Origin of the sequence: Aromatoleum evansii (assembly GCF_045689615.1) — a bacterium.
Classification (GTDB): domain Bacteria; phylum Pseudomonadota; class Gammaproteobacteria; order Burkholderiales; family Rhodocyclaceae; genus Aromatoleum; species Aromatoleum evansii.
Genome location: NZ_CP141259.1, coordinates 3,444,479 through 3,469,444, shown reverse-complemented (window position 1 = coordinate 3,469,444; position 24,966 = coordinate 3,444,479). Strand labels below are relative to the sequence as shown.

22 protein-coding genes are annotated in these 24,966 nt (G+C 66.5%); 6 read left to right on the top strand and 16 right to left on the bottom strand.

From position 1 onward, the window contains the following. Window positions 1-71 precede the first annotated feature (71 nt). From U5817_RS16250 to U5817_RS16215, 8 genes are all read right to left on the bottom strand, one after another. Complete coding sequence (locus tag U5817_RS16250) at window positions 72-1,430, bottom strand: adenylosuccinate lyase family protein (protein WP_407278063.1); 1,359 nt, start codon at window positions 1,428-1,430, stop codon at window positions 72-74. 54 nt (window positions 1,431-1,484) lie between these two features. Continuing rightward, window positions 1,485-2,306 (bottom strand): HpcH/HpaI aldolase/citrate lyase family protein, encoded by an 822-nt coding sequence (locus U5817_RS16245; RefSeq protein ID WP_407278062.1) that lies wholly within the window; start codon window positions 2,304-2,306, stop codon window positions 1,485-1,487. An 18-nt stretch (window positions 2,307-2,324) separates the two neighbouring features. Continuing rightward, on the bottom strand, window positions 2,325-3,506 hold the full coding sequence (locus U5817_RS16240) for a CaiB/BaiF CoA transferase family protein (protein ID WP_407278061.1): 1,182 nt from the start codon (window positions 3,504-3,506) through the stop codon (window positions 2,325-2,327). Window positions 3,507-3,516: 10 nt separating this feature from the next. Then, a complete protein-coding gene (locus tag U5817_RS16235) occupies window positions 3,517-4,362 on the bottom strand; it encodes a MaoC family dehydratase N-terminal domain-containing protein (protein ID WP_407278060.1) in 846 nt (281 codons plus the stop codon). Between the two features lie 74 nt (window positions 4,363-4,436). After that, entirely contained in the window at window positions 4,437-5,720 is a 1,284-nt protein-coding gene (locus U5817_RS16230; protein ID WP_407278059.1) for a TRAP transporter large permease, read from the bottom strand. Next, window positions 5,717-6,397, bottom strand: coding sequence for a TRAP transporter small permease (locus tag U5817_RS16225; RefSeq protein ID WP_169126917.1), 681 nt, complete (start codon window positions 6,395-6,397; stop codon window positions 5,717-5,719). The genes U5817_RS16230 and U5817_RS16225 overlap by 4 nt, the downstream gene beginning before the upstream one ends. Before the next feature lie 70 nt (window positions 6,398-6,467). Continuing rightward, complete coding sequence (locus tag U5817_RS16220; RefSeq protein WP_169126916.1) at window positions 6,468-7,469, bottom strand: DctP family TRAP transporter solute-binding subunit; 1,002 nt, start codon at window positions 7,467-7,469, stop codon at window positions 6,468-6,470. A 50-nt stretch (window positions 7,470-7,519) separates the two neighbouring features. After that, window positions 7,520-8,599: a 4-oxalomesaconate tautomerase gene (locus U5817_RS16215; RefSeq protein WP_407278057.1), complete on the bottom strand. Its 1,080-nt coding sequence runs from the start codon at window positions 8,597-8,599 to the stop codon at window positions 7,520-7,522. Between the two features lie 148 nt (window positions 8,600-8,747). On the opposite strand from U5817_RS16215, the gene U5817_RS16210 reads away from it, so the two are divergent. Next, entirely contained in the window at window positions 8,748-9,635 is an 888-nt protein-coding gene (locus U5817_RS16210) for a LysR family transcriptional regulator (RefSeq protein ID WP_407278056.1), read from the top strand. Window positions 9,636-9,719: 84 nt separating this feature from the next. Here U5817_RS16210 and U5817_RS16205 read toward each other — a convergent pair whose 3' ends face one another. The 5 genes from U5817_RS16205 to U5817_RS16185 all read right to left on the bottom strand — a co-directional run bounded on the left by U5817_RS16205 (window position 9,720) and on the right by U5817_RS16185 (window position 16,429). Beyond that, on the bottom strand, window positions 9,720-10,565 hold the full coding sequence (locus U5817_RS16205; RefSeq protein ID WP_407278055.1) for a molecular chaperone: 846 nt from the start codon (window positions 10,563-10,565) through the stop codon (window positions 9,720-9,722). 163 nt (window positions 10,566-10,728) lie between these two features. After that, complete coding sequence (gene nrfD, locus U5817_RS16200; protein ID WP_407278054.1) at window positions 10,729-11,853, bottom strand: NrfD/PsrC family molybdoenzyme membrane anchor subunit; 1,125 nt, start codon at window positions 11,851-11,853, stop codon at window positions 10,729-10,731. 13 nt (window positions 11,854-11,866) lie between these two features. After that, the gene (locus U5817_RS16195) at window positions 11,867-12,625 is read right to left on the bottom strand and encodes a 4Fe-4S dicluster domain-containing protein (RefSeq protein ID WP_407278053.1); all 759 of its coding nucleotides are present in this window, start codon (window positions 12,623-12,625) and stop codon (window positions 11,867-11,869) included. 13 nt (window positions 12,626-12,638) lie between these two features. Further along, window positions 12,639-15,128 (bottom strand): molybdopterin-dependent oxidoreductase, encoded by a 2,490-nt coding sequence (locus U5817_RS16190; RefSeq protein ID WP_407278052.1) that lies wholly within the window; start codon window positions 15,126-15,128, stop codon window positions 12,639-12,641. Window positions 15,129-15,187: 59 nt separating this feature from the next. Further along, window positions 15,188-16,429 carry a 4Fe-4S dicluster domain-containing protein gene (locus tag U5817_RS16185; protein ID WP_407278051.1) on the bottom strand — a complete coding sequence of 414 codons (1,242 nt, stop codon included), beginning with the start codon at window positions 16,427-16,429 and terminating at the stop codon, window positions 15,188-15,190. A 323-nt stretch (window positions 16,430-16,752) separates the two neighbouring features. On the opposite strand from U5817_RS16185, the gene U5817_RS16180 reads away from it, so the two are divergent. The 5 genes from U5817_RS16180 to U5817_RS16160 all read left to right on the top strand — a co-directional run bounded on the left by U5817_RS16180 (window position 16,753) and on the right by U5817_RS16160 (window position 22,362). After that, window positions 16,753-17,616, top strand: a complete 864-nt coding sequence (locus tag U5817_RS16180; protein ID WP_407278050.1) for a PhnD/SsuA/transferrin family substrate-binding protein — start codon at window positions 16,753-16,755, stop codon at window positions 17,614-17,616. Between the two features lie 8 nt (window positions 17,617-17,624). Further along, entirely contained in the window at window positions 17,625-19,082 is a 1,458-nt protein-coding gene (locus U5817_RS16175; protein ID WP_407278049.1) for a sensor histidine kinase, read from the top strand. Next, entirely contained in the window at window positions 19,079-20,413 is a 1,335-nt protein-coding gene (locus U5817_RS16170; RefSeq protein ID WP_407278048.1) for a sigma-54-dependent transcriptional regulator, read from the top strand. Before U5817_RS16175 ends, U5817_RS16170 begins: the two co-directional genes overlap by 4 nt. A gap of 231 nt (window positions 20,414-20,644) precedes the next feature. Further along, window positions 20,645-22,114 carry a permease gene (locus U5817_RS16165; protein ID WP_169126904.1) on the top strand — a complete coding sequence of 490 codons (1,470 nt, stop codon included), beginning with the start codon at window positions 20,645-20,647 and terminating at the stop codon, window positions 22,112-22,114. 2 nt (window positions 22,115-22,116) lie between these two features. Continuing rightward, window positions 22,117-22,362, top strand: coding sequence for a thioredoxin family protein (locus tag U5817_RS16160; RefSeq protein ID WP_169126902.1), 246 nt, complete (start codon window positions 22,117-22,119; stop codon window positions 22,360-22,362). A 13-nt stretch (window positions 22,363-22,375) separates the two neighbouring features. Here the strand turns inward: U5817_RS16160 and U5817_RS16155 are convergent, their stop codons facing one another. Genes U5817_RS16155 through U5817_RS16145 form a run of 3 tightly spaced genes read right to left on the bottom strand, consistent with a single transcriptional unit; the run spans window position 22,376 to window position 24,959 of the window. Further along, window positions 22,376-24,640 carry a heavy metal translocating P-type ATPase gene (locus U5817_RS16155; protein ID WP_407278047.1) on the bottom strand — a complete coding sequence of 755 codons (2,265 nt, stop codon included), beginning with the start codon at window positions 24,638-24,640 and terminating at the stop codon, window positions 22,376-22,378. A 17-nt stretch (window positions 24,641-24,657) separates the two neighbouring features. Beyond that, complete coding sequence (locus tag U5817_RS16150; RefSeq protein ID WP_407278046.1) at window positions 24,658-24,780, bottom strand: hypothetical protein; 123 nt, start codon at window positions 24,778-24,780, stop codon at window positions 24,658-24,660. Between the two features lie 20 nt (window positions 24,781-24,800). Further along, window positions 24,801-24,959: a hypothetical protein gene (locus U5817_RS16145; protein WP_169126898.1), complete on the bottom strand. Its 159-nt coding sequence runs from the start codon at window positions 24,957-24,959 to the stop codon at window positions 24,801-24,803. Between the last annotated feature and the right edge of the window lie 7 nt (window positions 24,960-24,966).

The following is a 24,966-nucleotide window of genomic DNA, read 5'->3' as shown; positions in this document are numbered from 1 at the left end:
GGCGAGAGACTCCCTCCCGCGGAACGGTTGTGACTTGCTTTCCGGCAATGACCTTGTCCGCGTCGCGTCGCTCATTGCACTGCCCCCGCTGCACGCTGCAGCACCTTGTCGACCATCACGCCGGCCTGCCCGAGGTAGTTCGCCGGGTCGCACAGGCGCGCGAGCGCGGCACGGTTGAGGTGGACATTGATCTCGGGGTGCTCGGCAAGGATGTCGAGCAGCGGCTGGTTCGTGCGGATCGCCTCGCGGCACAGGTCGTACACCAGATCGTGGGCGTATTCGCGGCCGATGTAGGGGCCAAGGCCCATCATGACCGCTTCGGACATCACGAGTCCGTTGGTGATGTCGATGTTCGCGCGCATCTTCCCTGCGTCGACCTCGAGCCCCTCGAGCACGAAGCGCGTCTGCTTCAATGCGCCGGCAAGCAGGCAGAAGGCCTCGGGCAGCGCGATCCATTCGATCTCCCACGGGCCGGTCGAGCGCTCGTGGTCGGCGATCATCGCGTCCATCAGCGCCGCGGCGTGCTGGCGCACGACCGACACGGCGGCGTGGATGTAGCAGCTCGAGATCGGGTTGCGCTTCTGCGGCATCGTGCTGCTCGAACCGCGGCCCGGGTGGAAGGGTTCGAACACCTCGGCCACCTCGTGCTGCATCATCAGCTTGACGTCCATCGCGATCTTGCCGAGCGAGCCGCCGACCAGGCCCAGGAAGGCGCCGACCTCGGCGATCGTGTCGCGCACCGTGTGCCAGGCGATGTCCGGCTGGGCGAGACCGAGTTCCTCCATCAGGCCGGCCTGGGTCTCCATCGCGCCCCGCTCGATCGACGCGAGCGTGCCGCAGGCGCCGCCGAATTCGCCCATCAGCACGCGCGGCTTGAGCTGCGTGAGGCGCTCGCGGTGGCGCTCGATGCCTGCCAGGATCGCGGCAGTCTTGAAGCCGAAGGTCACCGGAATGGCCTGCTGCAGGTTGCTGCGGCCGATCACCGGCGTGTCGCGATGGCGGCGCGAGATTTCCACGAGGGCCGCTGAAATCGCTTGCAGGTCGGCGTCGACGAGATCGAGCGCCTCGCGGATCTGCAGCACGGTCGCCGTATCGGTGATGTCCTGCGTCGTGGCGCCCCAGTGGCAGTACTCGCCAAGCTTGTCGCGGCACAGCGCGTTGAGTTGCGAGACGACGCCGAGTACCGGGTAGCCGATGCGCTCGGTCGCCGCGCGCAGCTTGTCCATGTCGATCTTGTCGATGTCGCAGTTCTTGACGATCTCGTCGGCGGCTTCCTGCGGAATGATGCCGAGCCGCCCCTGCACGACGGCGAGTGCGCGCTCGATCTCCACGTATTTGGCGGTGCGGTTGCGGTCGGACCAGACCTGACGCATTGCGTCGGTGCTGAAGATGTTGCCGAAGATGCTTGAATCGATGATGGTCGCGCCCATGGCACGTTCTCCTGAATGCTTGAAAGGTGGGAATGCTGGATTGGGGGCGTCCGGCTAGCCGTGGCTGGAGCGGCTGCGCGCCACGATCGCCTGCGCCCTGAGCACCACCGGACGATCGATCATGCGGCCGTCGAGCTGCACGGCGCCCTCGGAGTTCTGCGCCGCAGCGAGCACGCGCTCGGCCCACGCCAGCTCCTCGGCGGTCGGGCGGCAGGCTTCGTGGATGAGGGCAACCTGCCTGGGGTGAATGCACAGCTTCGCGCCGAAACCGAAGGCGCGCGCGGACGCGAAATCCGCACGGATGCGGATCTCGTCGTCGATGGCGGGCGTCACGCCGGCGACCGGGGAGGCGAGCTCGGCGCAGCGCGATGCGATCGCGATCCGGGCCGCCGCGTAGGCGAGGCCGGCCTCGTCGCCCGACAGATCGAGGTCGACCGCATAATCCAGCGTGCCGAACGCGAGCCGCAGCACGCCCTCGCTCGCCGCGATGTCGTCCACGTTGCGCACGCCGCGCGCCGTCTCGATCAGCGGCAACACCGCGACCGTCGGCGACGTGGCGTCGACGACCTGACGGACCTGCTCGCGCCATTCGGTCTTCGGCAGGATGACCTGACGGATCCCGATGGCCTTGAGTAGCGTGAGATCGTCCGCGAAGCAGGGCGACTGGGCGTCGTTGATGCGCACGACGATGCGTGAGGCATCGTCCGCGTGGCCGGGAAACCAGTCCGCGATCGCATCCCGTGCGAGGGATTTCTCGGCGGCGGCGACGGCATCCTCCAGGTCGAGGACGATTGCCCCGGCTCCGGCAGCCAGCGCCTTGTCGAAACGCTCGGGCCGGTTGCCCGGCACGAAGAGGTAGGTGATCGGCATCTGCATGGCTCGAACTCCCGCCGCTCAGATCACGCCGTCGCGGCGCAGCGCCGCGATGCGTTCGGCTTCGTACCCGAGTCCCGCGAGGATCGCCGCGCTGTGCTCGCCGAGCGCGGGCACGGGGTCCATGCGCGGCTCGCCCTCTTCCCATGACCCGGGGGGGAGCAAGGCCGGCACGACACCGGCGGCGGTGCCGACCTCACGCCAGCGCCCGCGCGCCTTGAGCTGCGGGTGGTCCCACACCGCGTGCATGTCGTTTACGTGGGCGTTGGCGATCTGGGCCTCTTCCAGGCGCGCGATGACCTGCTCGGCGGTCAGTGCGCTAAAAGCGTCGAGGATGATCGCGCGCAGCTCGTCGCGCGCGGCGCTGCGCCGCGAGTTGGAGGAGAACCGCTCCTCGCGTGCGAGCCCGGGCTGCAACAGCACCTTCTCGCAGAAGGCTCCCCATTCGCGTTCGTTCTGCAGACCGAGCATGACGACCTTGCCGTCGCCGGCCGGAAACGGCCCGTAGGGATAGATCGTCGCGTGCGAGGCGCCGGTGCGGCGCGGCGGCGAGGCGCCGTCGAACGCGTAGTAGAGCGGATAGTTCATCCACTCGACGAGGCTCTCCAGCATCGAGATGTCGAGGTGCTGACCGCGGCCGGTCTTCTGCCGCTGCAGCAACGCCGCGAGGATGTTGCTGTAGGCGTACATGCCGGCCGAGATGTCGGCGATCGACGGCCCCGCCTTGGACGGTTCGGCCTCCGTGCCGGTCACCGACAGGAAACCCGACTCGCTCTGGATCAGCAGGTCGTAGGCCTTCTTGTCGCGATAGGGGCCGTCACTGCCGTAACCCGAGATGTCGCAAACGATGATCTCCGGCTTGAGCGCAGACAGCTCGCGGTACGACAAGCCCAGGCGCGCGGCGGCACCGGGCGCGAGGTTCTGCACGACGATGTCGGCCTCCTCGACGATCAGGCGCTTGAGGATCGCCTGCGCCTCGGGATGCTTGACGTCCAGCGTCAGGCTTTCCTTCGAGCGGTTGGTCCACACGAAGTGCGACGCCAGCCCGCGCACGCGCTCGTCGTAGCCGCGGGCGAAGTCGCCGACGCCGGGGCGCTCGACCTTGATCACCCGCGCGCCGAGATCGGCGAGCTGACGTGTCGCGAACGGCGCGGCGATCGCGTGTTCGAGCGTGATGACGGTAATGCCTTCCAGGGGTCTCATCGCGCGCTCCTCACTTGATCACCGCGGTGGCTTCCATCGCCAGCCAGCCTTCGTGGTCCTTCGCCCACAGGCGAATCGTCTTGCCGTCCGCCTGCGGCTCGCCGCAGACGAAGAAGTGGTTGATGTCGAACACCGGGCGGATCGCGCGGAACTCGTACCGGACGACCTCGGCGTCGGGCATCTGGTGGCGCAGCAGGTCCAGCAGCAGCGTGGCGATCATCGGGCCATGGACGATAAGACCCGGATAGCCCTCGACCTCGGTCACGTACTTGCGGTCGTAATGGATGCGATGCCCGTTGAAGGTCAGCGCCGAGTAGCGGAACAGCAGCACGTCGTCCGGCACCCACTTCTTCTCCCAGGTCGAGCTCGCGGGGGCGGCCTTCGGCGGCGGGGCAACATCGTCCGGCTTCGGCGCCTCGCGATAGACGATGTCGTGGAATTCGGTCAGGGCGACGTCCGATTCCCCCTCGCGGCGGATCTCGTGGCGCACCTTCACGAACACCAGCGGACCGGTGCGGCCGGTCTTCTCGGTGACGTCGTGGATCGTCGAGGTGCGCGTCATCGCATCGCCGATGCGCAGCGGCTTGTGGAACTCGAACTGGCTGCCGGCCCACATGCGACGCGGCAGCGGCACGGGCGGCAGGAAGCCGCCGCGCTTGGCGTGCCCGTCGGGGCCGATTTCCGATTGCTTGTGCAGCGGCAGGAAGTACAGCCAGTGCCACAGCGCGGGCAGGGCGGTGCCGGCTTGTGGACGCGCCGGCTCGCGGTCGAAGGTCGCAGACAGCGCGGCATACGGGGTCGCCGTCGCGATGTCGGAGACTTCCTCCGCGCGGCCGATCCATTCTTTGAGGTTCATGTCGGGTTCTCCGTGGGGTATGACGAGGCTCAGTCGCTGGCCCGGCGCCCGGGCGGGGGGCGCCGGGACGCGCGTCACATCATTCCGAGGGTCTTGGGCAGCCACAGCGTGAGCGGCGGCCAGTAGGTGACGATCGCGAGGAACACCAGCATCGTCAGCAGCCAGGGGCCGACGGCCTTGCTCATGTCCGTCAGGCCGAGCTTGCTGATGCCGCTCGCGACGTAGAGGTTCAGGCCGACCGGGGGCGTGATCATCCCGATCTCCATGTTCACCGTGATCATGATTCCGAAATGCACCGGATCGATGCCGAGGCTCATCGCGATGGGGAACAGGATCGGCGCGAAAATCAGGATGATCGACGCCGGTTCCATGAAGTTGCCCGCGATCAGCAGGATGATGTTCGCCATCAGCAGGAAGCCGATCACTCCCAGCCCGCTCGCGACGATCCATTCGGACATCGCCTGCGGGATCTGCTCGTTGGTGAGCAGGAAGGAGAACATCACGGCGTTGGTGATGATGTAGAGCAGCATCGCCGAGAGGTTCGCCGACGAGATCAACACCTGCTTGAGATCGGACAGGCGCAGATCCTTATAGACGAAGGTGGCGATCACGAACGCATAGACCGCACTCATCGCCGCTGCCTCGGTCGCGGTGAAGATGCCGGTGTAGATCCCGCCCATGACGACGATGATCAGCAGCAAACCCCAGATCGACTCGCGGAAAGCCTTGGCGCGCTGGGCCCAGGTGGCTCGTGCGGCGCGCGGATAGTTGTTCTTGCGCGCAATCCACCAGGTCGTGAGCATCAGCATCGCGGCAAGCACAAGGCCCGGGATGACCCCCGCCATGAACAGTGCGCCGATCGAACTGTTGGTCGACACGGCGTACATCACCATCGCGATCGACGGAGGAATCAGGATGCCCAAGCCGCCGGCGGAGGCAACCACACCCGCGCCGAATTTGTTCGGGTAGCCCGCCTTGACCATCGCCGGCAGCAGGATCGAACCGATTGCCACGACCGTCGCCGGACTCGAACCCGACACTGCGGCGAACAGCGAACACGCGACCACTGCGCTCAACCCGAGACCACCGGGAAGATGCCCGACCATCGAGGTCGCAAACGCGATCATCCGTTTCGCTACGCCGCCATGCGTCAGGAAGTTGCCCGCAAGGATGAAGAACGGCACCGCCATGATTTCGAACTTCTCGATGCCGGTGAAGAGCTTGAGGGCGACACTCTCGATCGGCACCTGGGTCATGAAGAACAGGAAGCTCAGGACCGTCAGGCCGAGCGAGATCGAGATCGGCATGCCGCTGATCATCAGGACCAGCAGCAGCACGAAGATGACAGCGGCGCTCATCGCACACCCCCGGTTTTGTCATGGATTTTCTTGCCGAGGTCGCGCGGATACACGTCGCTCGGATCGGGCATGTCGAGCCCGACGTCGACCTCCTCGTCCATGCCTTCGACATGGCCGTGGTCGTGATGCGGCAGCTCGCCGGTGCGGATGAAGGACCGGCATACCTGCAGGAAGCGGAAACACATCAGGGCACTGCCGAGCGGGATCGCGGAATAGACGACCCAGGTCGGCCACTCGAGGTCGACCGTCGTCGGCCCCTCCAGCGCTTCGCCCGTATCGAGGCCGAGCGTGCTGAAGATCGCGTAGTGGGCACCGTTCTCCCACACGAAATGGCCGCCTAGCGTCGCGATGATGCCGGTGAAGAACGCGCCTGCGAGCAGGCCGAAGATGACGAACTTGGCGCGCGTGCGATCGGGCAGGCGGTTGATCAGCACATCGACGCCGACGTGGATGCCGGTGCGCACGCCGTAGGCGGCGCCGAACTTGGCCATCCACACAAACATGATGATCGTGAGTTCCTGTGCCCAGCTCATGTTGATCGAGATGAGCCAGTCCTGCACGACGGGAATCGGGAGTCCGGCGCCGTAGCGATGGACCACTGCGGCGAAGGTAATGACCGTCGCGCCGCCAATCAGGAGCGTGACGAGCCATTCCTCCAGAGCATCGAGGAATTTCATGGGGGTCTCCTTGCGGAGTTAGGGGGAGCGGCAGACGGACGATCGCGTCCGGCCTGCCGTGGGGGGATGCTTAGTTCTGTGCGACCGTCGCGGTTTCCTTGCGGATCGCGTCGATCAACTCACGCCCGACACGGGGGGCCATCTCTTCCTGAACGGGCATCATGGCCTTCATCCATGCGTCCTTCTCCTGCGGGGAGGGCGTATGGACTTCCGTCTTGCCGGAGGCCTTGATCGCGGCCAGAGACTTCGCATCGTCCTCGACGGCGACCTTGCGATTGAACTCCGTCGCATCCTTGACTGCAGCTTCGAGTTCCGTGCGGATATCCGCAGGCAGCTTGTCCCAGAAGGGTTTGTTGGCGACGACCACGTAACCGCTGTAAGTATGATTGGTCAGCGTCAGGTGCTTCTGCACCTCGTACTGCTTCTGCGTGTAGAGATTGGAGAGGTTGCCGTCGGCGCCGTCGACCACTCCCGTCTGCAGCGCCTGGTAGACCTCGGAGAACGCCATCGTCTGCGGCAACGCGCCGATCGACTTCATGATCGACTGATTCACCTTCGACGAGTTGATGCGGATCTTCTGCCCCTTGGCCTGGTCAGGCGTGCGGATCGGCTTGTTCGAGCTCAGGACGCGGAACCCGGCATCCCAGTACGAAAGCCCGACGAAGCCGCGCGGTTCGAGCTTCTTCAGCAGTGACGCCCCGATCGGCCCCTGGGTGATACGGTGCAGCGCGGCGTCATTCGGGAAGATGTACGGGAGATCGAAGACCTCGAACTCCTTCACGCCCGCAGGCCCGAACTTGCCCGCAACCGGCGCCAACATATGCACAGACCCCATCTGCAGCGCTTCGAGCTCCTCCTTGTCCTTGTACAAGGTGCTGTTCGCGTAGATCTCGACCTTCACGCGGCCCTTCGTGCGCTCCTCGGCCACCTTCTTGAAGTGCTCGGCTGCGCGCCCCTTGGGCGTGTCGGCGGCTGCGACGTGTGCGAACTTGATGACGATCGGGCTCTGCGCGAACGCCCCGCCGGAAAAGGCGATACCGACTGCAGCGGTCAATGCAATGATGGTTCTCATGTTTGGTCTCCTTGGTGTGAGCGTGAAACTGTTTTGATTACGGTGATGAATCAGGTCGCCGTCCGCACGTACACCTCGCCACTGAGCAGTGGTCGGGCCGACGTCACGATCGAGGCCGAGTCGATGACCGGCACGTCGTGGATGGCATGCGGTGCGATGTGCAGGTCACAGGCCATCTGGCCGCTCGGGTGTTCGATGACGATGCGGTACGGGGTGTTTTCGTCGATCTCTGCGAGTTCCTCGGCGACGGTGTCCGGCGTGTGACATGCAGCGGCCAGTGCCAATGCGCCCGTGGCCGCGTGCACCGGATGGCAGCTCGAGGGAACGAAATAGCGCGACGTAATGCTTCCACCGTTGCGCGGCGCCGCGATCATCGCGATTTTCGGTACCCCGCGATCCGGTGAGACCTCCAGCCTCATGAGGGCCGCGGCGGCAACGCGAATCGACTCCAGGCGCCGAAGAAACTCGGTGTCGCCGTCGAGCTCTTCCTTCGACTCGTGCCCTGTCTTGCCGAGAGAGATCGCCTTCACGAAAACGATCGGAATCGCGAAATCCATGCAGGTCACGGAAAGCCCATCGATCAGATCCTGGGCATTTCCGGTCGGGAGCAGGCGGCCGGTCCGCGTCCCCGCCGGATCGAGAAATTTGAGGGTCACGGGCGCGCTGGTGCCCGGCACGCCGTCGAGATGAAAACTCCCCTCGTAGGTCACTTTTCCACCCGGCGTCTGCACGATCGCCTCGACTTGCTTGCCGCTATTGATATTCAGGATGCGAACGCGCGTGACCGGGCTGGACGCCTTGAGCAGACCGCGTTCGAGTGCAAACGGCCCCACCGCAGCGAGCATGTTGCCGCTGTTGGGCAGCACATCCACCAGATCCCGGGCCACCGAGACTTGTGCGAAGAGATACTCCACATCGACATCGGGCCGGCGCGACGGCGCCACGATCACGACCTTGCTGCTGAGATCGTTCCCGCCGCCCATGCCATCGATCTGTCGAAGATCAGGGGACCCCATCGCTGCGAGCAGAAGGCGATCGCGGGCGGTCGTGTCGTCGGGCAGGCTCTCCGCCAGGAAGAACAACCCCTTCGACGATCCGCCTCGCATCAGCACACACGGAATGTGATCCACTTGCCTGTCTCCTTGTTGCACGTTCTGCTGTTTTGTGAGGCAATGTTAGTCACGCTGTAGTGATTACTGAAATGCAACGGATGTCGGTTTTATTGCGATTTGAGCATAGCCGAATCCCGCCGCCCTGCCTTGAGTGCGAGGACATGAGATGAAGATCGATTTCGACGGCATCCAGGCGTTCGTGGTGATTGCCGAACTGGGCGGATTCAGCAAGGCCGCGGAGCACCTCCATGTCACGCAGACGGCGCTGACACGCCGCGTGCAGAAACTCGAGAGCTACCTCGGATTGCGGCTCCTCGACCGCACGACGCGCTACGTCGAGCTCACGGCCGTCGGGCGCGAGTTTCTTCCCCAGGCCAAGGCCATCGTGGGGGAGATGACGCTTGCGGTGGGCCGACTGAAGGACATGTCGAAGAATGCCCGCGGGAGCTTCACCCTCGCCTGCGTGCCGACGATGGCCTCACACGTCCTGCCTGCGGCAATCCGGCGTTACCGGGAATCCCATCCCGGCAACCGGGTGCGTCTGATCGACACGACCGCCTTCGAAGTCCGCGACGCGGTACTCCACGGCCAAGCCGAACTCGGAATCGGAATTCCCACGGAGCGCCATCCGGAGCTTATTGAAACGCCGCTCCTGGAAGACCCGCTGATGTTCTTCTGCCGCGAGGAACATCCCCTCAGTCATCGAGAGGCCGTTACCTGGTCAGATATGCGCGAAACCGAGCTGGTCGTCGTCAGCAGCATGACTGCCACACGGGTCTTCATGGACTACCAACTGGCGAAGCGCGGAATCAGCCTCAGCGGGGCCTACGAAGTTCAGCACCACGCCACCGCCATCAGCCTCGTCGCCGCGGGTGTCGGGACGGCCATTCTTCCTGCATCGACGCTCGAGGAGGGGGCCCGGCCGGGCGTGTGCCGGATTCCGCTGGTCAGCCCGGTCGTCAAAAGAAGGATCACGCTGCTTCGTCGCAAGAACAGCACCCTGTCGCCTGCGGCAAACGCATTCTTCGAATTGCTGAAGAGCAGCGCCCAGTGAGGGGCTGCAGTACGGTGGTCGCGGCTAGCGAGTGCCCGGTCGCGCGCCGGCCGAATGACCGTGCCGGCGGTCCTTCCGCTGGCCTCATCCGTAACGCGACCCCGTGCGCGGCCCGGGCGGCGTGCCGCGCGAGTAGCCGCGAGCCTCGTCGCGCTGGTCCGGCGGAATGGCGAGGTGATCCGTCGCCAGCCCCTTCTCGCGCAGGCGTTGTGCGATGAAGTCGAGGTCTTCGGGTGTGACGCCGCGGATGGCCCGGTCGTGCCTCGCCTTCGTGATCGCCTTGTGGGTCCGCGCGTCGGCGGGTGTCAGCGGCGCAGCCTCCGCGTCGCGCGCGACCGCGAGGGCCAGCAGTCGGGCGAGCGGTAGCCACGGGTTCGGGGTGTCGGCCGCTGCGAGGTCACGCACGAAGGCGGGGAGCCAGCGCGTCACGTAGTCGTGGAGAAAGTGCGCCGGATTCACGGGCAGCGGCGTATCGGACCCCCTCGCCTCGGCGCTGCACAGGTAGAGCAGGGCGACGAATTCGAGCTGTACCGAGAGGTGGTCGGAGAGGTCGTGGAAGTTCGTGCCGCGTTCGACACCGCAGCGGCGGTAGGCCTCTTCCATCGCCGCGACGGTGCCGCCGTTGATCGCGCCGTCGAGGTAGGTGCCGGTGGTGATCTGGATCGTGCGCGGCGGACTCACGAACAGGGCGCTGTAGCGCTGCAGCAGCGCTGCATGGTCGGGGATTGCGGCGATCGCAGTGCGGTAGTCGGCGAGCGCGTCGGCGCCGCCGTAGCCGAGGAGGTCATCCAGTTCGGCGAGGTCGTCGGCGAGTGCGTCGCGCATCGCGGCGAAGTGTTCCGGCTGCAGCGGCGTCAGGAAGGCGCGCGCGAGGCACAGGTAGAACTCGCCGCGGGCGGTCAGGGATTCGATGTGGCGGGTGTCCATCATGGGGCGTTCCGGAAGTTGTGTAGGTGGGGGATGGGTTCGGCTAAGTCTGGTAACCCCATCCCCACCCCAGCCCTCCCCTTGAAGGGGAGGGAGCGACTGCGCTGACTCAGGCTGCCATCATGTAACTGTCGCCGGGTTAATAGCTGGTGGCCGGAGGAAGCGCTCAGTCCTGTGGCGCGGCGTCGAGCTTGAGCATCTTCTCGCCCAGCGCCCAGCCGAAGAAGGCGATGGAGAACGCCAGCAGGGTCAGCATCCACTCCGTCGTCGAGGGCGTGTAGGCGATCAGGTCCGGCACCCAGCTGCCCTTGAACAGCGGCAGGAGCTGCCCGCCGATGACGAAGTCGTAGCGGTCGATGAAGAAGCCGCCGATCACCATCACCGCTGCGACCGCCAGCGCCTTGCGCTGCAGCAGCAGGAAGAAGGCGCCGATCAGCAGGGCGGCTTCGACCCAGTACCACGGCGAGGCGACGACCGCGTCCCACACCTGCAGGCCGTCGGCGTTGCTCCACAGGCCGATCACGGTGCGGTAGCCGATCACGAGGATGGTGAGCCCGAGCAAGGCGGCGAAGGCCATCGGCAGCGAGCCCTGCATCAGCTTGCGCACCGGCTCCGGCATGTTGTCGGGGCCTCCGTAGCTGAGGCAGGTCACCAGCACGGCAAAGGCACCGCCGGTGCACGCGGCGGTGAGGATGAAGTACAGCGGCACGAGGTTGCCGTACCACATCGGCCGCATCGCCATCGCCCCGAAGGCCATGCCCAGCATGCCGCCGGCGAGCAGTTCGGTGACGAGGGCCGCCAGCCCGATCTGCTTGCTGCCGCTGCTGTTCCAGTCGCCGCCGTGGATGCGCATGAACTTGAGGATGCCCAGCACGAGGAAGACCGCGTAGAAGATCCCCATCCAGTTCAGCGGCGACACCAGTTGCGCGTTGAGCGGGATCGCCCACAGCATTCGGAAGGGGTGTCCCAGCTCCATCGCGAGCGAGGCGAAGCCGGCCACGAGCGTGACCAGCGACAGCCACACGCATCGCTTCGCGATCGGGTACCAGGCCTTGTTGCCGAAGGTCATTGCGACCGAAGCGACCAGCGTGAGGCCGGTCGAGGTCAGCGCGAAGAACACGTAGTTGACGACCGGCAGGCCCCACGACACGCCGTCGCTACCTGTATTGAAGGCACTGTGACCGCCCGAGACGAGGTTCGTGAAGGCGATCGCGAGGCTGATCACGAGGCCTGCGAGCCCTGCCATCATCACCGCGGTCACCGCCCCGCTGCCATGTGTTTGTGTTGCCATGGTTGTTTCCTCCTCAAGCCTTCTTGTTCGCTCGGGTGCCCGGGACCGCCGCAGCGGCCGCACCGCCGCCGGTCAGGTAGTACACCTGCGGCTTGTTGCCGGTGTGGTCGAGCAGGCGGGTGCCCTGCTTGTCTGAAATCAGTCGGCTGACCTGCGAGTTCGGGTTGTCGAGATCGCCGAAGTAGCGGGCCTTGGGCGCGCAGGTGCGCACGCAGGCGGGGACGTATTCGACGAGCTCGGGATTCGCCTCGTCCAGGTCCGGCGTGCCCTTCGGGGCCTTGCTGATCTTGTGGTAGCAGAAGTTGCACTTCGACACGACGCCGTTGGGCTGGATGCCCACGCCATGCTTCGGGTCCTGTTGCGGGCCCTTGTACGGCGGGTTCCACGACAGATCGCCATCGCCCTTGAACACCTGCTTGATGTTCGGCTCGATCAACGCCTTCTCGTCGGTGTAGAAGCGCACGCCGTACGGGCAGGCGATCATGCAGTACTTGCAGCCGATGCACTTGTCCCAGTCGATGAGCACGACGCCGTCCTCGGTCTTGTAGGTGGCCTTGGTCGGGCACACGTGCATGCACGATGGTTCCTCGCAGTGCATGCAGGGCCGCGGGAACCACTTCAGTTGCGGCGTCGGCTGCCTGCCTTCCGTGTAGTACAGGACGTCTTGGTAGTTCTCGCCGGGCAGGCGGCTGTTCTCCATCTGGCAGGCGGTGCTGCAGGCCTGGCAGCCGGTGCACTTTTCCAGGTCTATGACCATTCCCCATTTAGCCATTTTGGTGATCTCCTCAAGCCTTCTCGACCGACACCTTGCCGGTGTAGTAATTGGCCATGCCCGAGATGCGGTCGGACTGGTTGTCGATGATCGAATCCACGTGCGTGCCGCGCCCCTGCGCCCAGCGGCCGTGCGCCCAGTGGCCGTGCTCGAAGGGCAGCACGATGACGTCGGGGCGGGTGAGCTCGGTGACGCGCGCGATCGCGATCACTTCGCCGAGCGTCGACTTGATGCGGATGCGGTCGCCGTCCCTGAAACCCTTGGCCTTCGCGACCGAAGGATGCACCTCGGCGTACACCTGCCGGCGCCCGCCCGCGGTCGGCTGCATCAGCGAGATCGCGTTGGGGATGTTCGCGCTGCGGCCTTCGGCGTGGAGCGCGTTCTTCGGCGTGACAAAGTGCAGATCGCCGCTGCCGGTGTACTTCGGCTCTTCCCAGTGCGGGAAGTTGAATTTCGCCGGGTCGCGGCCGGTCTTGGCGATCACCCAGTCGCGCTTGTGGTCGAGATAGGAGGACTTGAACTCGAACTTGCCCGAGTCGGTCTTCAGCAGCGTCTTCTTCACGTCCTCGGCGCTCATCGGCTTGTTCCAGCCCTGGCCGTCCCACTCGAAGAATTCGCCGCGCACCTGCCGCCAGTGGTAGGGCTTCTTGTACCAGACGCCTTTCTCCACCCAGGACTCGAAGCTGTTCACGCCGTTGTCGCCGGGTGCGGCCTCGAAGCCCTTGGCAAGGTGGCGCAGGATGTTCTCGACGTTCTCGAGCTTGGCGTAGTACTCGCTCGCCGGCCCCTTGAGGCGCTTGCCGATCTCGATCAGCGTATTGCCGAAGGTCTGGGTGTCGTATAGCGGCTTGATCGCGGGGGTGCGGATCTGCGCGAGCGGCCAGCCCTGGAAGGGGTAGGTCGGTGCGTCCTGCCAGCGTTCGAGATAGGTCGAATCGGGCAGGATCAGGTCGGCCATCATCGCGGTCTCGCCCGGGAAGGGCGAGGTGTCGATGACGAAGACTTCGGCGAGCATCTTCTCCCAGGCAGTCGCATCGGGCGACGAGAACACCGGGTTGGTCATGTAGAACATCACCGTGTCCATCTTGTACGGCTTGCTCGCGAGATGGTTCTTCGGCACTTCCTGCAGCATGTTCTTCGCGAACAGGTAGCCATCCTCGTGCCCCTTCAGGTCGATGCGCGGCACGTCCTTGTGCGGGCCGTTCTTCGCGTAGTCGTCGAGGTGATCGTCCGGGTTCGCGGGCGCCGGGCCGTAGGCCGGACCCATCTGGTAGGCGAGGCCGCCCTCGGCGAAGAGCGAGCCGACCAGCGCGTTCAGCGAGTGGATCGCCATGCCGTTGAGCACACCGTTGCTGTGGTTGTGCGCGCCACGCTCGAACAGTGCGATCGCCGGTTTGGTGGTCGCGAACTCGCGCGCGGTCTTCACGATGAGGTCGGCGGGAATCGTCGTGACGCCTTCCGCCCACTTCGGCGTGCGGTCCTTCAGTTCCACGTTCCACCACTCGGTGAGGCCCTGCGTCCACTTCTCGTTGAACGCCGCATCGACCGGCTCGCCGGCCTTGAAATGGTTCTGGCCGTCCGCGAAATTGCCGACGAAGTTGCGGTCCCACAGCCCCTCGGTCAGGATCACGTGCGCGATCGCCAGCGCCAGCGCCCCGTCGGTGCCGGGCTTGATGATGAGCGCGCGGTCCGACGCGGAAAGCGTCTGGTTCATGTGCACGTCGACGGCGGTCACGCGCGTCTTCGGCGCCTTCTCGCCGCGGATGTAGCCCCATACCTGCAGGTTGTTGTTGTACGGGCGGAAGGACTCCAGGAAGTTCGCGCCGAACATCAGCAGGTAGTTCGCATTGCGGTAGTCGTAGGAGCTGTAGGACGCGTTGCCGTCGGTGCATTGCTTCGCGAGCACCGAGCCGTCCGAGCACATCGACGAGTGGCCGATGCCGATGTTGGGCGAGCCGTATAGTTTTGCCATCGGCGCGAGCGTCACGCCGACGTCGGTGGCGCCCCAGCCGCGGCCGAAGAACAGGCCGAAGCGGTGCGATTCACCCTTGTCGCGCAAGGTGTTCATGCGGTCGGCGACGGTCTGCCACGCTTCGTCCCAGGTGATCGGTACGAACTTCGGATCCTCGTCGCGGCCTTTCTTCGGGTTGGTGCGCTTCATCGGGCCCTTGAAGCGATCCGGGTCATACAGGATGTAGGTGCCCAGGTGCATCTTCGGACAGCCCTTGCCATTGGCGATCGGATGGCCGGCGTTGCCGTAGATCGCGTGCACCTTGCCGTTCGTGGTGTAGACGTCGATGCCGCAGCGCGCCGGGCATTGTGCGCAGATGCTCTTGTTCACCACGGTGTTGCTGTCGACGGTGGCTGCGGTCGCTTCCTTCAGCGTCGACAACTGCCCGATGCCAAGTCCGCCGCTGCCCACCACCGCTGCGCCGGCCGCTGTCCCCGCGCCGCTGACCTGCAGGAAGCGGCGCCGCGAAATGAGCTTCTTGAGTAGTTCCATTTTTGCTGACTCCTCCATTGACCGTCTTGGTGTGGCGTTCATGTCCGGCATAACGGGGGCTAAGGGCCCTCGGGAACTGCCGGCGTGTCTCGGTGTTGGCGGCTGAACAGGGCAAAACCCGCGCGTGCGAGGTTCTCCGTCTTGCGGCAGCGCTCGCACAGCGCTTCGTCTTCGTGCGCGTCGAACAGCGCGCCGCAGCGCTCGCACTCGCTTTGCCTGATCGTCGCGAGCACGACCGGCACATCCGCAAAGGGACGCCAGGCGCGTGGTTGGTGATCGAGCGCATAGGACGGGCAGATCCGCGCGCAGGCGCCGCAATCGACGCACAGCCATGCGTCGAACTGCAGGCGCGCCTGGCCATCGTCATGTCCGGTTTCGAGGTGCAGTGCTCCGGTCGGGCATGCGCGCGAACAGGCACCATGTGCACGGCAGGCGTCGCTCGCCATGAGCGCGGGTAGCAGGGCCGACCGGGGATGGGGCTGGCCACTGCTGCTTGCGATGTGCTGCAGCAGCACGCGGGTCTCGGCGCCGCGATGTGCGGCGACGCTGGCGTGGCGGCGTGCTTGCGCACCGGCGGCGGAACTCGACACGCGCTCGCCCGTTGCGGCCTGGCTGATCGCCGAGGCGAGCGAACGCGAGAGCCCGGCAAAAAAGCGACGGCGACCTTCGATGGGCAACTCGGCAATCGCGGTGTTGGAGCGGTTACTGTTCGGTAACGCGTCGGGCGTCATGGCCACGGGTAGGCGATTCGGCAGCATTCCTGCTTCGGACAGGGCGCGTCGCGCAATTTCCAGAGTGCTGCGCCAGGGCGCCTCGTGCGAGGGCGCATTACTGCAGCCCGCGCAGGCGCCGTCGTCCGCCACGCGGATCGGCGCATCGCCGGCGGCGATCGTCAGGCGCAGCCAGTCGTTGACGGCGAGGGCCCCGAGGCAGGCCAGACGGAGGACGGGCGCATCGGTCGCCGCGCGGCTACGTTCGCAGGCCAATACCAGCCCCTGTGCGGGGACGTGCGTCGGCAGCGTCACGCCGTCCACCGAGAGAGCCCCAGTCGGACATGCGGCTGCGCACATGCCGCAGGCGCTGCACGCGGTCGGCTCCAGCGTCGGGCCGCTCTCGCCGATCGTGAGGCAGGCATGGGGGCAGGCGATCTTGCAGCGCTCGCACATGCCCGCTGGCCGGCTTGCGGCGATGCACATGTTGCGACGCAGCCCGACCAGCCCGAGTGCGTGCAGGCGCCGATAAGCGTCTTCCCCGGAGAGGGATGCGGAGTTGGCGGCGGGACGGTGCGGATCGTGATTCATGCTCGGCTTCCGGAACGGTCGAGCGTGTTCCGCAAGAGACGGGCCATCCACTTCAAGTGCCGGAAAAATAAGGGGATATGTCTTTGAAGACCGTGCAGCGGGGGTCGCGCGTTACGGATCGGTAACCTAAACTCCAGTCACGATCAGGGTTTTGTTACGATCCGGTAACGGGGATGCCGGCGCGAGGCGCGGAGGCCGCCAGCCCCGCTCTTCGGCGCAGATCTTGCCTTTGCATGAGTGCCCGTTCTTTCACGTGAGAACGGCAAGCGGAAGGGAGGGGGAGGGATGCTGAGCTCGGAACCGCGTGGGCGATGGGGCGGGCGATGAACCGGCGACAGGCCTTGATCGGGCTGTGCGGACTTGCACTTGCCGGCTGCGCGCGGCGGGCGATGGCCGAGGCGGGCGCAGACCCCGTGCGCATCGGCATGACCCCGGTGTTCCTCGACGACCAGGTGGGGTTTCTGGGTGCCTGGCGGGATTACCTGGCGCAGGCTCTGGGGCGCCCGGTCGAATTCATCCAGCGCGGCAGTTACCGTGAGATCGTCGAGCTGATGCGCCAGGACAAGCTGCACTTCGCGTGGCTGTGCGGATACCCCTACGTGCGCGAGCAGCGCTGGATGCGGCTGCTGGCGGTGCCTCTGCATCAGGGACGACCGCTGTACCGCTCCTATCTGATCGTGCCCGCGAAGGACACCGCGACGTCGACGATCACCGAACTGCGCGATCGCGTCTTCGCGTTCTCCGACCCGGATTCGAACTCCGGCTACCTCTATCCCAGTTACCAGCTGAGTCGCGCGAACACGTCGCCGGCCAACTTCTTCCGCCGCAGCTTCTTCACCTATTCGCACAAGAAGGTGGTCGAGGCGGTGGCGCTCGAGGTCGCGCACGGCGGGGCGGTCGACGGCTATGTGTGGGACACGCTCGCGCGCACGCACCCTGACCTGACCGGGCGTACGCGCGTAGCCGACCGCTCGCCGCCGTTCGGTTTTCCGCCTTTCGTCGCCGGGCCCGCGGCATCGCCTGCGCTGTTCAATCGGATGCAGGAGATCCTTCTTGCGATGCACGACGACGCTGCCGGAGCGGGCTTCCTGCGCCAGCTCAACCTAGATCGCTTCGCCCTCGGCACCCCTGCGTTGTATGCCGACATCGAGCGCATGTTGCGCGCCATCGGCCAGCCCGGGGCCTAGGAGGACGCTTGCTTCAATTTCGCGACATCAGCTTCCGCTACAAGATCCCGCTACGCGCGACGGTGCTGGTGTTCGTGACCGCGACGGTGCTCACGGCTTCCCTGCTGCTGCGCGAGTACCGGGATCTGCGCAGGGACATGCTCGACGGCTCGGCGCGCTGGTCGGCGGTGTTGAGCCAGACGCTCGTTACGCCGATGCTGCACGACGACCTGTGGCGTGCCTTCGAGATCATTCGCGCGGCGACGGCCCCGGGCGGAGGTGAGCAGGCGAGCGCGATCACTCTGGTCGATCCGCGCCTGCGCATCTACGTGTCGACCGATCCGGCACGCTATCCCATCCTCGCGCCGCTGCACGAGCGCGGCGAGGCGGCGCGCGAGATCGCGAGCCGCATGGACCGGACGACCGGCACCGAATCGCACAGCGTGGAGATCGGCGACAAGCTTTACGTGATCACGCCGATCGACGCGGACGGCGTGCGCCTCGGCCACATGCTCATCGAGCACACCAACACCTTCATGCAGTCGCGCTTCGCGGGTATGTGGCTGAGCGCGACGCTGGTGACGCTGTTCGTGCTGCTGCTGATCCTTCCCGTGTCATGGTTCTGGGGGCGGCGCATGGCAGAGCCGCTGGTGCATCTGGCGGACTGCATCGGCAAGGCCGGCGCGACGATTCCACCGGCCGGCGCGCTGCAGTTCGAAGATTCGAAAGACGAGCTGGGGCAGGTCGGGCGAGCGGTCGAGCGCATGTTCGACGAACTGCGCGAGAAGGAGGGGATGGAGCGCGAGATGCTGTTTTCGGAGCGCCTCGCGGCGATCGGCCGGCTCACCGGCGGCATCGCGCACGAGATCAACAATCCGCTCGGCGGCATGCTCAACGCGATCGGCACCTACCGCAAGCACGGTGCGAGCGACCCCGAGCTGGCCGCGCGCACGATGTCGCTGCTCGAACGCGGGCTGCTGCAGATCCGCGATACGGTGTCGGCGCTGCTGGTCGAGGCCAAGGCGCCCAGCCACCCGCTGGCGCCGCAGGACATCGAGGACGTGCATATCCTGCTCAAGCCGGAGGCCGCGAAGAAGTCCGCGCGACTGGAATGGAACTGCGAGCTGCCCGACGAGATCCCGCTGCCCGCGACGCTGGTGCGGCAGGTACTGATCAACCTCGTGCTCAACGCGCTGCAGGCGGTCGAGGCGGGAGGCACGGTCGCCTGCGACATCGGCTTGTCGGCGGAGGGCATGACGATGGTGGTGCGCAACGACGGCCGCTATATCGAAGAGGCGCGCCTGCCCTATCTCTTCGAGCCCTTCGTCGGGGACGGCAATGGCAAGCATGGACTCGGGTTGTGGATCACCTACCAGATCGTCAGCGAACTCGGGGGGCATATCTCGGTGCAGAGCGAGCCGGGCCTTACCGTGTTTGCCGTCGATCTGCCGCTGGGGCTGGCCGTCGAATTGGAGTCCGCATCATGAATGCCACTGTGCGCGTGTGCCTTGTCGAGGACGATCCGATTATGGGCGAGTCCCTGTCCGAGCGCTTCCGCCTCGAAGGCTTCGACGCGCATTGGTGCACCAGCGGCGCCGAGGCGATGCGCAGCCTGCGCGAACAGGCCTTCGACGTCGTCATCAGCGACATGCGCCTGGGCGATACCACCGGGGAAGCGATCTTCGACTGGGCGGCCGGTGCGTTGCCGCAGGCCCCGCCCTTCGTGTTCATCACCGGCTACGGCACCGTCGACCAGGCGGTCGCGCTGATCAAGCGCGGGGCGTGCGACTACGTCACCAAGCCCTTCGACCTCGATGCGCTCATTGCCAAGGTGCAGGAGATCGCGACAGTTGCCCGGGCGCGGGAGGAGGGCGCGCCGGGGTTGGAGCCGCTCGGCGTGTCGGCTGCGATGCAGCGCATCGAGGCGATGCTGCCGCGGCTCGCGCACGCAGCCAGCACGGTGCTGATCGTCGGTGAATCGGGCGTCGGCAAGGAGCGCGTCGCGCAGCGCCTGCATGCGAGCCTGCCTGACGCTGGGCATCGGCCGTTCATTGCGCTGAACTGCGGTGCGGTGCCCGAAACGTTGCTGGAGGCAGAACTTTTCGGCCACGAGAAGGGTGCCTTCACGGGCGCCGTGCGCAGCCGGGCCGGCGTGTTCGAGCAGGCGCACGGCGGCACGCTGTTCCTCGACGAGATCGGCGAGATGTCGCTGGCGATGCAGGTGCGGCTGCTGCGCGCGGTGCAGGAGCGGCAGGTCGTGCGCGTCGGCGGCGACCGCCCGATCCCGGTGGACCTGCTGCTGGTCTGCGCGACACACCGCGACCTGAAGGCGATGGTCGCCGAGGGGACGTTTCGCGAGGACCTCTTCTATCGTGTCAATGTCGTGCAGATCCGCGTGCCGCCGCTGCGCGAGCGGCGCGAGGACATCCCTTGGCTGATCAGGCGCTTTCTTGTCGACATCGCGCGGGAAAGCGGCGAGGTGCGCCGCCACCTCACCCCCGCAGCGGAGGAGGCCGCGCTGGCCTACCCCTGGCCCGGCAACGTGCGCGAGCTCAAGCATGCGGTAGAACGCGCCTGCATCATGAGTCCGGCCGAATGGATCACGCCCGCCGCGCTGTTTCCCGATGCCGATCTCCCGCCGCCGGCGGGCGACGTGCAGGCGTCGCTGGGCGATTACCTGCGCGAATGCGAATGCCGCTACATCCGCGGTGCGCTCGAATCCTGCGACGGACACATCGGGCGCACCGCCGAGCTGCTCGGCATCAGCCGCAAGAACCTGTGGGAAAAGATGAAGAAGCTCGATATCGGGCACGCCTGAGATCCTCTCGGTGTCTCGCGTCGGCGTAGCGCAGTGCGGCATTTGTCAGATGCTTGGCATCGCCGCCGCTGTTTCGGGAGGATAATTAACAACAACTGATATAGGGCCCGTTGGCGATCCGTCGATGGGTGACCTGCGCGAACACGTGAGGGCGCAGGAAGCCAATCACGGGAACAGCGCCGATGCGCGAGTCTTGCGCGAGGCGCTGTCGTCGGGTCGGGGAGCAATGCCATGGAAACCGTCTCATCGTGGATCCTGCCGGTGTTCTACGGCGGGTTGGGAAACCTCGCGGCGTATCTCGCGGCGCACGTGCTCTTGTGCCTGCTGCCGGCCTTCTTCATTGCCGGCGCGATGGCGGCACTGATTCCCAAGGAAACGGTCACGCGCTTCCTCGGACGCAACTCCAGCAAGGCAGTGTCCTATCCGGCCGCGGCAGCGGCGGGGTCGCTGCTGGCGGTATGCTCCTGCACCATCGTCCCGCTCTTCGCCGGCATCTACAAGAAAGGGGCCGGGCTGGGGCCGGCGATCACCTTCCTGTTCTTCGCCCCGGCGGCGAACATCCTGGCGCTGGTCTATACGGGCGGCGTCATCGGACCGGATCTCGCCGCCGCGCGCTTCCTGCTGTCGCTGACCTTCGGCATCGGCATCGGCCTGATCATGGCGCTGATCTTCCGCGCCGACGATGCCGCGCACGATCTCGCCACCGACAGCCCCTTCGCGGCGCAGGGTGAGGGCATGGGCCGCGCGCCGCTGTTCTTCCTCTTCGTGTGGGTGGCGCTGTTGCTGGCCGGCACGCTGAAGCTCGGTGTGCTGACCGGCACCTACGCGCACTTCGAGCTGCCGCTCGCCGATGCGCAGGCTTGGCAGGGCGTGCTCGATCGCCTCGTGCCCTATGACGCGACGAAGGGCGAGGAGGGCGTATCGCTGCAGGGCGCGGTGCTGATCGCGCTGCTCGCGGTGATCGGATTCAGTGCGTGGCGCGGGCTCGAGAACATCCAGGACGGCGCGAACGCATGGACGTGGACCAGCCTTGCGACGATTGCCCTCACGCTGCTCGTCGCCGCGCTGTCGGTGCAGGCGGCGCCGGAAGGGCTGCGGATCGGGCTGACTGGCAAGTTCTTCGGCGTCGCGCTCGCGCTGGCCGGGGTGGGGCTGATCGCACGCGCGCACCTGTCACCGGACGAGCTGCGCGACTGGCTGTGGGAGTCGTGGCGCTTCGTGAAGCAGATCTTCCCGCTGCTCGTGGTCGGCGTGTTCATCGTCGGCATGATCCGGGTGCTGATCCGCCCAGAATGGATCGAGATGCTGGCGGGCACCAATTCCGCGATCGGCAACCTCGCCGGCGTGGCCTTCGGGGTGTTCATGTACTTCCCGACGCTGGTCGAAGTGCCCATCGCGAAGATGTTCCTCGACCTCGGCATGCACCGCGGGCCGCTGCTCGCCTACCTGATGTCCGACCCTGAACTCTCGCTGCAGAGCATCCTGATCATTTCGGCGATCATCGGCCGGCGCAAGACGGCGACCTATGTCGGGCTGGTGGCGCTGTTCAGCGCCGTGGCCGGCTTCACCTACGGCGCTTGGGTCGACGGCGTGTCGTTGGTGCGACTCGCGCTGTGGCTGGGCGCCTTCATCGGCGTGTTGGCCGTGCTGCTGTCCTTCGCTGGCCGGCGCGCCGCATCCACCCTCGTGAAAGGAGTCTGATCATGGTGAGCATCAAGGTTCTCGGCCCCGGCTGCGCGAACTGCCGCAAGCTCGAGGAGGTCGCACGCGAGGCGGTCGCGTCGCTGGGCGTGCAGGCGGAGATCACGAAGGTCACGGACATGAACGAGATCATCGCCCACGACGTCCTGAAGACGCCGGGGTTGGTGATCAACGAAAAGCTCGTGTCGTCGGGGCGCATTCCGACGCCCGCGACCGTTGCGGAGTGGGTGCGGGCGGCAATGTCCTGAACGGGGAATGCGCTCAGCGGGCCGGGGGCGTTGTGCGGCGCAGCCGCAGCGCGTTCGTGACCACCGACACCGAGCTCGCGCTCATCGCCAGCGCGGCGACCATCGGCGACAGCAGCAGGCCGGTGAAGGGGTACAGCAGGCCGGCCGCGAGCGGCACGCCGAGCGCGTTATAGACGAAGGCGAAGGCGAGGTTCTGGTGCATGTTGCGCACCGTCTCGACCGAGATGCGGCGTGCGGCGGCGATGCCGCGCAGGTCGCCCTTGACCAGCGTGAGCTGAGCGCTCGACATCGCGACGTCGGTGCCGGTGCCCATCGCGATGCCCACGTCGGCGCGGGCCAAGGCGGGCGCGTCGTTGATGCCGTCTCCCGCCATCGCGACCACGCGGCCCTCGCGTTGCAGCCGGGCGACCAACTCGTCCTTGTCCTTCGGCTTGACCTCGCCGAGCACTTCCGCGATGCCCAGCCGTGTGCCGACCGCGCGCGCGGTCGTCAGCCCGTCGCCCGTCGCCATGACGATGCGGCCGATGCCGTGTGCGCGCAGCTCGGCAAGGGCCTCGGGCGTCGTCGCCTTGACCGGGTCGGCGACCGCGACGATGCCCACGGCGACGCCGTCGACGGCCAGCATCATCACGCTCGCGCCTTCCAGGCGTAGCGCTTCCGCCTGACCGGCGAGTGCGTGCCAGTCAATGCCTTCGTCGTCCATCAGCGCGGTGTTGCCGAGCACGAGCTTGCGCCCGTCGACCGTGCCGCGCACGCCGATGCCGGACGAGGACTCGAAACCTTCAGGCTTCGACAACGCTAGCCCGCGGCTCCGAGCCTCGCCGACGATCGCATGGGCGAGGGGATGCTCGCTGCCCTGGTCGAGGCTCGCGGCGAGACGCAGCACCGCGTCCGCCTCCCAGCCGGGCGCGGCGATCGCGGTGTGGAAGGCGGGGTGTCCTTCGGTGAGCGTGCCGGTCTTGTCGACGATCAGGGTGTCGACGCGGCGCAGGTTCTCGATCGCCGCGGCGTCGCGGAACAGCACGCCCTGCGTTGCGCCGTTGCCGGTTGCGACCATCACCGACATCGGCGTCGCGAGCCCGAGCGCGCACGGGCAGGCGATGATCAGCACCGCGACGGCGTTGATGATGCCGTAGGCCCACGAGGGTGAGGGGCCGAAGAGGCCCCAGCCGAGGAAGGTGAGGGCCGCGATCGCGACGACCACGACGACGAACCAACCCGCGACGCGGTCGGCCAGGCGCTGCATCGGCGCGCGCGAGCGCTGCGCCTGGGCGACCATCTGCACGATCTGCGCGAGCACGGTCTGCGAGCCGATCTTCTCCGCCTGCATCACGAGGGCGCCGCTGGTGTTGAGCGTCGCGCCGATCAGCTTGTCGCCGGCCGCCTTCGATACCGGCATCGGCTCGCCGGTGAGCATCGATTCGTCCACGGCGCTCATGCCTTCGAGCACGACGCCGTCAACCGGCACCTTCTCGCCCGGGCGCACGCGCAGGCGGTCGCCTGGATGCACGTGGGTCAGGGGAATGTCCTCCTCGCTGCCGTCGGCGTTGATGCGCCGTGCGGTCTTGGGCGCGAGGCCGAGCAGCGCCTTGATCGCCGCACCGGTCTCCGATCGCGCACGCAGTTCCAGTACCTGGCCGAGCAGGGTCAGCGAGACGATCACCGCGGCGGCCTCGAAATAGACGGCGACGTGCCCGCCCATGCGGAAGGAATCGGGAAAGACGCCCGGTGCGATGGTCGCGATGACGCTGTAGCCGTAGGCCGCCGCCACGCCGGTGCCGATCAGCGTCCACATGTTGGGGCTGCGGTTCGCGATGGATTGCGCCCAGCGAACGAAGAAGGGCCAGCCACCCCACAGCACGACTGGCGTCGCGAGCAGCAACTCGACCCAGGGGCGCGCGCCACCGAGCAGGGGATCCAGGATGTCGCCCGACATCGCGATCAGGGTGACGAGGATCGTCGCCGGCAAGGGCCACCAGAAGCGTCGGCGGAAGTCGGCCAGCTCCGGATTTTCGCCCCCCTCGAGTTCGGGCAGCACCGGTTCCAGCGCCATGCCGCACTTCGGACAGGTGCCGGGGCCGGGCTGGCGGATCTCGGGGTGCATCGGGCAGGTGTATTCGGCGGCGGTCGGCGGCTCCGGGGCGGGAGCGGCCTGCTCCGCAGGGTGCAGATAGCGCTGCGGCTCCGCTCTGAACCTGGCGAGGCACTTCGCGCTGCAGAAGCGGTACTCGTGACCGGCGAAACTGGTGCGGTGAGGCGAATCGGGCTTCACGCTCATGCCGCAGACAGGGTCCGTCAGGGCGGCCGATTCCTGCGGTGCTGCGGGTGAGGGGTGGGCATGCGCGTGTTCGTGGCGCGCGGCATGTCCTTCATGCCCATGGTGTCCGTCGCCGTGACTTTCATGGTCGTGATGGACATGCGCTCGCATGGATCCGTCCTCAGTCATGCTCGTCCCCCTTGCCGCGCTGGCGGCGTGCCGCGTAGATCGCCGACGGCGAACTGCAGCAGCTGTCGGGCTTCGCGTCGCGGTGCGCGCGCTCGTTCTCCGCCATCCACGCGCGCAGCCGGCGCAGCAGTACCTTCAGCGATTCGAGCATCGCGTGT